This window comes from Cellulosimicrobium sp. NPDC057127, from assembly GCF_042670945.1.
GTDB lineage: Bacteria > Actinomycetota > Actinomycetes > Actinomycetales > Cellulomonadaceae > Cellulosimicrobium.
In genome coordinates, this window is sequence record NZ_JBHUUP010000028.1 from 1 (window position 1) to 8,499 (window position 8,499).

Genomic DNA, 8,499 nt, shown 5'->3' on the forward strand with positions numbered 1-8,499 from the left:
GCCCCTCCACCGGGGGCGCGGGCCGGGCGTCCGTCGTCCCGGGAGTCCCGGGGCACCGGGGGCTCTGCGGGCTGGGCACGACCCGCGTGACGTGGCAGGATGGGCCGCGACTGGACGGTCGTCCAGTCGGGTTCGGGGGGCCCACGGCTGCCCTCCGGGCTCGACGACAAGGTGCACGCGTGACGACCACCCGACGGCTCCTCGCCGCCGCGCTCCTCACCGCCGCGCTCACGGTCCCCGGCACCGCCGCCGGGGCGCAGGGGACCGGTGATCCCGGCCCCTCCGGCGACGGCGTCCGCGTGACGGTCGAGATCGACGAGCGGGACGCGCCCGACCTCCCGCAGGTCGCGGTGGTCACGGGAGCCCGCGCTCTCGTGCCCGGCGGGCCGCTCGTCGTGCGCGGGCGCGGTCACGCACCGGGATCGGGCCACGAGGTCGCCCTGCTCGCGGGCCCCGTCCCGCTCGGGACGGCGACGGCCGGGGCCGACGGCGCGTTCGAGCTCATCACGAGGTTGCCCGCCGACACCGTGCCCGGCGTGCACCGCCTCCGGGTGCGCGCCCTCGCGACCGGCACGGAGGTGCTCTCCGCGCCGTTCACCGTCGTCGCCGGCCCGCCGGCGCTCCCCGGGGACGGCGGGCAGCCCGGTGGCCCCGGGGACGACGAACCCGAGGGGGGCTCGGGCGACGGCGCCGACGGCGCGGGCGCCGGGGGCGGTACCAGCGCCGGCGACGGTACGGGCGCCGGGACCGAGGCCGTGCGGTCAGGGCGTCCGGGCGGCCTCGCGGCGACCGGCGTCGGGCTCACCGCCGCCGCGGCGCTCGCGGGCGTCGCCGTCGCGGCGGGCGTCGCGCTGCGCCGTCGCGCGGCCCGGCCCGCGTAGCGGCCGGTGCCCCGGCGGTCGGTGCGTGGCGGGCGCCTCAGGGTCGCGCGGCGAACCGCTCGAGCAGGTCGGCGTGGCCCGAGCAGATGATCAGGTCGTTCGCGCTGATCCGCGTCTCCGGCGTCGCGTAGACGAAGTCCTCGCCGGGGCTCTTCACGCCGATGACCGTGACGCCGTAGCGTTCCCGGACCTTGGACTGGGCGAGCGTGAAGCCCTGCACCTCCCGCGGGGGGCGCATCTTGACGATCGTGAAGCCGTTCTCGACCTCGATGTAGTCGAGCAGCTTGCCCGACACGAGGTGCGCGACGCGCGACCCGGCGTCCGACTCGGGGAACACCACGTGGTGCGCGCCGATGCGCTGGAGGATGCGGCCGTGCTCGGCCGAGATGGCCTTCGCCCAGATCTGCGGCGTGCCCATGTCCACGAGGTTGCCCGTGATGAGGACGCTCGCCTCGAGCGACGTGCCGACGCCCACGACCGCGACGGGGAAGTCGCGCGCGCCGAGCTGGTCGAGCGCGACCGGGTTCGACGCGTCCGCCTCGACGAGCGGGAGCTGACCGCTCCACTGGGCGACGAGGTCGGGGTCGCGCTCGACGGCGAGCACGTCCTGACCGAGACGGTCGAGCGTCGCCGCGATCGCGGAGCCGAACCGCCCGAGGCCGATGACGAGCACGCCGCCGTCCTTGTGCTGGGCGCGCGCCTCTCCCCGCCGCGCGCGCTCGGCGCGTCCGCGCTCGGCGATGCGCGTCGCGACGGGGTCGGGCGTCTGCGCACGGTCGGGCAGGTTCTCGATCACGGTGTGCCTTCCTGGGGTGGTCGTGGGGTGTCGCGCTCAGCCGATGATCGGCCGCTCCTCCGGGTACCGCACGATACGGCGCCGGTCGCGCAGCGCGAGCGCCGCCGCGAAGGTCATGGTGCCCGTGCGTCCGATGAACATGAGCGCGACGAGCACGTACTTTCCCGCGTCGGGCAGGTCGGGCGTGATGCCCGTGCTCAGGCCCACGGTCGCGAACGCGGAGATCGTCTCGAAGAGGATGACGTCGAGCGTCTCGCCCGTGATCTCGAGGAGCAGGAGGCTCGAGAGCAGCACCGCGGTGGCGCCGATGAAGGAGACCGCGACCGCGAGCCGCAGGGTGTCGCGCGGGATGCGGCGCCCGTACACCTCCATGTCGCGGTCGCCGCGCGCCTCCGAGACGATCGCGACGAGCATGACCGCGAGCGTCGTGACCTTGATGCCGCCCGCGGTGGAGGCCGAGCCGCCGCCGACGAACATCAGCGCGTCGGTGATGAGCCAGCTGGCCTCGCGCATGCCGCCTGTGTCCACGGTCGAGAACCCGCCCGAGCGGGGCATGACGCCCGCGAACAGGGACGCGAGGATCTTGTCGCCGAACGACAGCGGCCCGAGCGTGCGCTCGTTCGCCCACTCGACCGCCCCGTAGAGCACGGTCCCGATGCCGACGAGGGCGGCGCTCATCGTCAGGGTGATCTTGGTGTGCAGGCTCCACCTCGACGCGCGTCGGCGGCTGCGCAGCACGTTGAGGATGACGGGGAAGCCCAGCGACCCGATGAACACGCCGAGGATGATCGGCAGGCACAGCAGCCAGTCGCCGACGTACGGGGCCAGGCCCTCCGGGGTGGGCACGAAGCCGGCGTTGTTGAACGCCGAGATCCCGTAGAAGATCCCGTGCCACGCGGCCTCGCCGACGGTCTCCTCGAGCACGAGGAACCGCGGGAACAGCATGAGGGCGATGAGCAGCTCGAGCGCGGTCGACGTGAGGATGACGACCCGCACGAGCGAGCCGACCTCGCCGAGCCGCGTCGTCTTGGTCTCCGAGGCCGTGAGCAGCCGCTGCGTGAGGCCGATGCGGCGCGAGACGGCCATGCCGAGGATGGACGCCAGGGTCATGATGCCGAGGCCGCCGACCTTGATGCCGACGAGGATGACGACCTGGCCGTAGACGGACCAGTAGGTCCCGGTCGGCACGACGACGAGACCGGTGACGCACACCGCCGACGTCGCGGTGAACAGCGCGTCGACGAACGGCGCCGAACGGCCCGACGCCGTGGCCCACGGCGCGAGGAGCAGCGCGGTGAACAGGGCGACCACCGCGGCGAAGACGGTGACGGCGAGCCGTGCGGGGGACTGGCGTGCCAGGCGGTCGACGACCTCACGCCCCTGGAACAGCCGGCTGGTCAGGCCAGCGGGCATCGGACCTCCCTCGCGGCGCCGGCCGCCGACGCACGTCGTGCCACGGCGCAACTCTGCCACGGGCCCGGTGACCCGTCACGTCACGGCCGACCGGCGCGGCGGCGCACGGACGGCGTTACCGTGAGCCATGCCCATCTCCGCCCCGACGCCCGCCGAGGGCACGCCTGTCGCCGCACCGCTCGACGGGCCGGCCGCCCGGGCGTGCGTGGTCTGGGGCCAGGACCTCCTCGGCTACGACTTCGGCCCGGGGCACCCCATGGCTCCCGCCCGCCTCGACCTGACGATGCGGCTCGCCCAGGAGCTGGGGCTGCTGGACGGCGCGGACGTCGAGCTGGTCGCGCCGCCGCCCGCGGACGACGCCGTGCTCGCCACGGTGCACGACACCGCCTACCTCGCGGCCGTCCGGGCGGCGTCCGACGACGGGACGCCCGACCCGCGGCGCGGGCTCGGCACGGAGGACGACCCGGTGTTCCCGGGGATGCACGAGGCGGCGGCCCGCGTCGTCGCCGGCTCGTGGGAGGCGGCCGGGGCGATCGCCTCGGGCCGTGTGCGCCATGCGGTGAACCTCGCGGGCGGCATGCACCACGCGAAGGCCGGGGCGGCGTCCGGCTTCTGCGTGTACAACGACGCGGCGGTCGCCGTGCGCCGCCTCCTCGACGAGGGCGTGCGGCGCGTGGCGTACGTCGACGTCGACGCCCACCACGGCGACGGCGTCGAGGAGGTGTTCTGGGACGACCCGCGGGTGCTCACCGTGTCCGTCCACCAGAGCGGCGCGACGCTGTTCCCGGGGACCGGGCACCCGACCGACGTCGGAGGTCCCGGCGCCGAGGGCACCGCGGTCAACGTGGCCCTGCCGCCCCGCACCGACGGTGCACGGTGGCTGCGCGCCGTCGACGCCGTCGTGCCGCCGGTGCTGCGGGCGTTCCGTCCGGAGGTGCTCGTCACGCAGCACGGCTGCGACGCGCACGGCGACGACCCGCTGTCCGACCTCGACGTCTCCGTGGGGGCGCAGCGCACCGCCGCGGCGCGGCTGCACGCGCTCGCGCACGAGCTCACCGGGGGGCGGTGGCTCGCGCTCGGCGGGGGCGGGTACGCGATCGCGCGCGTCGTGCCGCTCGCGTGGTCCGCCGTCGTGGGCGAGGTGGTGCACGCACCCGTGGTCGACGGGCAGCCCGTCCCCGCGGCGTTCCGCGACCTCGTCGCCGAGGTCACGGGCGTGGAGGGACCGGGGACCTTCGGCGCGGGCGTCGAGGCACGTCCCTGGAGCGCGGGCTTCGACCCGGACGACGCCGTGGACCGTGCGATCCTCGCGACGCGACGCGCCGTGTTCGGGCACCTGGGCCTCGACGCGCACTTCGACTGACCGTGACGTGAGGATCGTGTCCGCGGCCTGACTCCGGTTCGGGTGATGCGGCGCGAGCGGGTACGCTAAGGGGCGGATTTCTCTCGTGTTGGTCGGCTCGTGGTGCACGAACCCTGATCAACCGTGGACCACACGGCGGTCGCCCCGTACCGGAACGACCCCGCCGACCAGCACCGACAAGCATTGCGAGGACCACCTATGGGCTCCGTCATCAAGAAGCGCCGCAAGCGCATGGCCAAGAAGAAGCACCGCAAGCTGCTGCGCAAGACGCGTCACCAGCGCCGCAACAAGAAGTGACGTCGCGCGCCACGACGCGCGCGCCGACCGCCGAGCCCGGCACCCCGAACGCGGGGTGACCGGGCTCGCTGCGTCGTGGGGACGCGGTGAGGTAGTCGGATGGTAGGTCGGGCGAACATCCCCCACCCCGCCCCGCGAGAGGTCAGAGCCGCGCGAGCCGCCGGTCGACCGCCCGGCGCACGGACCGCAGGACGAGCGCCCCCGCCCACACGGCCCCGGCCCAGCTCGCGGTCCGCACGCCGCTGCGGGTCACGCGCCGTCGTCGCCCGCGGAACTCGCGGATGGGCCAGCCGACGTCCTGCGCGTGCCGGCGCAGCCGTGCGTCGGGGTTGATGGGGCACGGGTGCCCGACCTCGTGCATCATCGCGACGTCGTTGAGCGAGTCGCCGTACGCGTAGGAGGCCTCGAGGTCGATGCCCTCGCGCTCGGCGAGCGCGCTGACGGCGGCGGCCTTCGCGCGTCCGTGCATGAGGTCGCCGACGAGCCGCCCGGTGTAGAAGCCGTCCTCGTGCTCCGCGACGGTGCCGAGCGCTCCGGTCGCGCCGAGGCGGCGCGCGATGAGCTCGCCGATCTCCACGGGGGTCGCGGAGACGAGCCACACCTGGTGACCGGCGGCGAGGTGCTCGTCGAGCAGGCGGCGGGTGCCGGGGTAGATGCGCAGGGACAGGACGGTGTCGTAGACCTCTTCGCCGATGGAGGTGATCTCGGCGACCGAGCGCCCGGCGATGAGGGCGAGCGCGCGCGAGCGGATGCGGTCGATCTGCCGCCGGCTCTCGCCGAGCAGGAGGTACCGCGCCTGGTGCACGGCGAAGCGCACGATGTCCGTCGTCGAGAAGAACTCGCGCTGGTGCAGGGCTCGCGCGAGGTGGAACGACGACGCGCCGCGGATGATCGTGTTGTCGACGTCGAAGAACGCCGCCGTGCGGAGGGCGGGTGGCTGCCCCGGGGACGTCGGCATGCCGCCACTCTAACGGCGCCCGCGCCGCGCGTCCGGGACTGGGCTCTAGCCTGGGACCGTGAGCGCCGCCGATCCCGCCCCGGTCCCGCCCGTCCTGCTGTACGGGCGTGCCGGGTGCCACCTGTGCGACGACGCGCGCGACGTCGTCGCGCGCGTGTGCGGGGAGGCGGGCGTCGCGTGGGCCGAGGTCGACCTCGACGACGCGGGGACGCCGTCGGGCGTCCGCGAGCAGTTCTCCGAGTACGTCCCGGTCGTCACGGTCGGTGGCGTGCAGCAGGCCTTCTGGCGGGTCGACGAGCGTCGGCTCGCGCGCGCGGTGGCGCGGATTTCGGGCGCGCCGCCGGACCTGGGATGATGTCCACCGGGTACGACGAGCACGGTCGGGCGATCGTCGACGAGGACGGTCCGGAGATGGCGGTGGTGGCGAGTGGCTGAGCAGGTCGTCGGTGAGGTGGTGCTCCCGGGAATCCCGAGCGCGACGGTCGCGCGGCTCCCGTTCTACCTGCGCGCGCTGCGCGACCTCGTCGCGCGCGGGGTCTCGACGACGTCGTCCGCGGAGCTGGCCGAGCTGTCGGGCGTGGGGTCGGCGCAGCTGCGCAAGGACCTGTCGTTCCTCGGCTCGTTCGGCACGCGGGGAGTGGGGTACGACGTCGACTCGCTCGCCGGGTACATCACCGAGGCCCTGGGCCTCGCGGACGAGCACCGCATCGCGATCATCGGCATCGGCAGCCTCGGGCACGCGCTCGCCAACTACTCCGGCTACGAGCAGCGCGGGTTTCACGTCGCGGCGCTGCTGGACGCGTCGCCGGACGTGGTCGGCACCCGGGCGGCGGGCATCGTCGTCGAGCACGTCGACGCCCTCGAGGAGGTGGTCGCGCGCGAGGGCGTGTCGATCGTCGTCCTGGCCACGCCGGCGGCGCACGCGCAGGCGGTCACGGACCGCGTCGTCGCGGCGGGCGTGAAGGAGATCCTCAACTTCGCGCCGTGCGCCCTCCAGGTCCCCGCGGACGTGGACGTGCGCGGGGTGGACGTGGGCAGCGAGCTGCAGATCCTCGCGTTCCACTCGCAGGCGCGCGCGCTCGGGGCCCCGACGCCCTGACCGGACGGCTGGGGCGCCCCCCCAGATGCGTGCCCCCGGGGTGCTCCCACGATGGAGGAGTCGGCTCGAGAAGACGGGCCCTCGCCCACCGACTCCGAAGGGCGCATCATCATGATCGAGACCCACCAGATCGACTCCCTGCTCACGAACGGTGGCACCGTCACCGACACCTCCGGGCAGAAGATCGGCAAGATCGGACAGATCTTCCTCGACGACACCACCGGCAGGCCCGAGTGGGTCACCGTCTCGACCGGGTTGTTCGGCACCGGCGAGTCGTTCGTCCCGCTCGCGGACGCGACGGTGCAGGGTGACGACATCCGCGTGCCGTTCGGCAAGGACAAGGTGAAGGACGCGCCCCGCGTCGACGACTCCGAGGGTCACCTGTCGCCGGACGAGGAGGCCGAGCTCTACCGCTACTACGGCCGGAGCGACTACGGGACGCCCGCGGGCACCGGCGGCACGCCGGGCGCCGGCGACCGGACCGGCCTCGCTGACCGGACCGGCACGACGGGCACCGTCGGGCACGACACGTCGGGGCCGGAGACGGACGACGCGATGACCCGGTCCGAGGAGCGCCTGGACGTCGGGACGGAGCGCGTGCAGGCCGGGAAGGCGCGGCTGCGCAAGTACGTCGTCACGGAGAACGTCACCCGGACCGTCCCGGTCTCCCACGAGGAGGTCCGCGTCGAGCGCGAGCCCATCACGGACGCCAACCGGGGAGCCGCGATGTCCGGCGGCAACCTCACCTCCGAGGAGCACGAGGTGGAGCTGCACGCCGAGCGCCCCGTGGTCGACAAGGAGACCGTCCCCACCGAGCGGGTCCGCCTCGGCACCGAGACCGTGACGGAGGACGAGCAGGTCACGGAGCAGGTCCGCAAGGAGCAGATCGAGACGGACCTGCCGGACGGCCCGGAGAGCGGCCGGCGACGCTGATCCCACGGCACGGAGAGGACCCTACCCATGAGCACCAGCTACGGGAGCACGTCGCCCGGCGACGACCGGGCCGCACCGCGGGACCAGCACGTGCCCGAGCACGCGGCGGAGCCGACGGCCGCGCACGTCGGTCGTGAGCGCGAGAGCGTCGTGGAGCGGGAGAAGGAGGAGTACGGCGGCGTGAAGATCGGCGCGGCGTTCTTCGGATGGCTGGCCGCGACCGGCATGGCCGTGATCCTCACGGCGCTCGCCGCTGCGGCAGGCGCCGTCTTCGGCCTGACCACGGCGGAGAGCGCTGCGGACGCGGCCGACCAGGCGACGCAGAACCCCGAGACCATCGGTATCGTCGGCGGCATCATCCTGCTCGCCGTCCTCTTCGTGGCGTACTACTGCGGTGGGTACGTCGCGGGGCGGATGGCGCGCTTCGACGGCGCGAAGCAGGGCGTCGCGGTGTGGGTGTGGGCCGTGGTCGTCGCGATCGTGCTGGCGCTGCTCGGCCTCGTCGCGGGCAGCCAGTTCAACGTGCTGGCCGAGCTCAACAGCTTCCCCCAGATCCCGGTGAGCACGAGAGACCTCACGACCGGCGGTGTCATCGCTCTCGTGGCGGCGGCCGTCGTGACCCTCGGCGGGGCGGTCCTCGGCGGGCTGGCCGGGATGCGGTTCCACCGCAAGGTCGACAGGGCCGGGCTCGGTCACTGAGCGGGCACGGGGCCGGACGAGCCGGTGCAGGACGCGAGAGGCCGCGTGCTCGCCGAGCAC

General features: G+C 74.2%; 10 protein-coding genes. 7 read left to right on the forward strand and 3 right to left on the reverse strand.

Features of this window, described 5'->3' with window-relative positions; genetic code table 11:
- The first annotated feature begins 179 nt into the window (after positions 1-179).
- Positions 180-881 (forward strand): hypothetical protein, encoded by a 702-nt coding sequence (locus tag ACFTZA_RS16810; RefSeq protein ID WP_378197552.1) that lies wholly within the window; start codon positions 180-182, stop codon positions 879-881.
- 37 nt (positions 882-918) lie between these two features.
- Here the strand turns inward: ACFTZA_RS16810 and ACFTZA_RS16815 are convergent, their stop codons facing one another.
- A complete protein-coding gene (locus ACFTZA_RS16815; protein WP_378197575.1) occupies positions 919-1,623 on the reverse strand; it encodes a potassium channel family protein in 705 nt (234 codons plus the stop codon).
- Between the two features lie 90 nt (positions 1,624-1,713).
- Positions 1,714-3,090, reverse strand: a complete 1,377-nt coding sequence (locus ACFTZA_RS16820) for a TrkH family potassium uptake protein (RefSeq protein WP_378197555.1) — start codon at positions 3,088-3,090, stop codon at positions 1,714-1,716.
- Between the two features lie 127 nt (positions 3,091-3,217).
- On the opposite strand from ACFTZA_RS16820, the gene ACFTZA_RS16825 reads away from it, so the two are divergent.
- Positions 3,218-4,453, forward strand: a complete 1,236-nt coding sequence (locus ACFTZA_RS16825) for an acetoin utilization protein AcuC (RefSeq protein ID WP_378197558.1) — start codon at positions 3,218-3,220, stop codon at positions 4,451-4,453.
- 198 nt (positions 4,454-4,651) lie between these two features.
- Complete coding sequence (locus ACFTZA_RS16830) at positions 4,652-4,750, forward strand: 30S ribosomal protein bS22 (protein WP_003792170.1); 99 nt, start codon at positions 4,652-4,654, stop codon at positions 4,748-4,750.
- Between the two features lie 142 nt (positions 4,751-4,892).
- On the opposite strand, the gene ACFTZA_RS16835 is transcribed toward ACFTZA_RS16830, so the two are convergent.
- Positions 4,893-5,708: an HAD family hydrolase gene (locus tag ACFTZA_RS16835; protein ID WP_378197560.1), complete on the reverse strand. Its 816-nt coding sequence runs from the start codon at positions 5,706-5,708 to the stop codon at positions 4,893-4,895.
- Between the two features lie 58 nt (positions 5,709-5,766).
- On the opposite strand from ACFTZA_RS16835, the gene ACFTZA_RS16840 reads away from it, so the two are divergent.
- The 4 genes from ACFTZA_RS16840 (at position 5,767) to ACFTZA_RS16855 (ending at position 8,439) form a co-directional block, all read left to right on the forward strand.
- Positions 5,767-6,063, forward strand: coding sequence for a glutaredoxin family protein (locus ACFTZA_RS16840; RefSeq protein ID WP_378197563.1), 297 nt, complete (start codon positions 5,767-5,769; stop codon positions 6,061-6,063).
- A 72-nt stretch (positions 6,064-6,135) separates the two neighbouring features.
- Positions 6,136-6,807, forward strand: a complete 672-nt coding sequence (locus tag ACFTZA_RS16845; protein WP_378197566.1) for a redox-sensing transcriptional repressor Rex — start codon at positions 6,136-6,138, stop codon at positions 6,805-6,807.
- Positions 6,808-6,918: 111 nt separating this feature from the next.
- Positions 6,919-7,740: a DUF2382 domain-containing protein gene (locus ACFTZA_RS16850; protein ID WP_378197569.1), complete on the forward strand. Its 822-nt coding sequence runs from the start codon at positions 6,919-6,921 to the stop codon at positions 7,738-7,740.
- A 27-nt stretch (positions 7,741-7,767) separates the two neighbouring features.
- Positions 7,768-8,439 (forward strand): DUF4153 domain-containing protein, encoded by a 672-nt coding sequence (locus ACFTZA_RS16855; protein ID WP_378197572.1) that lies wholly within the window; start codon positions 7,768-7,770, stop codon positions 8,437-8,439.
- The last annotated feature ends 60 nt before the right edge of the window (positions 8,440-8,499 follow it).

Bases quoted from the DNA above. Each gene is read 5' to 3' on its own strand.
- ACFTZA_RS16820 (WP_378197555.1), bottom strand. From the start codon at position 3,090: ATGCCCGCTGGCCTGACCAGCCGGCTGTTCCAGGGGCGTGAGGTCGTC.
- ACFTZA_RS16825 (WP_378197558.1), top strand. From the start codon at position 3,218: ATGCCCATCTCCGCCCCGACGCCCGCCGAGGGCACGCCTGTCGCCGCA.
- ACFTZA_RS16830 (WP_003792170.1), top strand. From the start codon at position 4,652: ATGGGCTCCGTCATCAAGAAGCGCCGCAAGCGCATGGCCAAGAAGAAG.
- ACFTZA_RS16835 (WP_378197560.1), bottom strand. From the start codon at position 5,708: ATGCCGACGTCCCCGGGGCAGCCACCCGCCCTCCGCACGGCGGCGTTC.
- ACFTZA_RS16850 (WP_378197569.1), top strand. From the start codon at position 6,919: ATGATCGAGACCCACCAGATCGACTCCCTGCTCACGAACGGTGGCACC.
- ACFTZA_RS16855 (WP_378197572.1), top strand. From the start codon at position 7,768: ATGAGCACCAGCTACGGGAGCACGTCGCCCGGCGACGACCGGGCCGCA.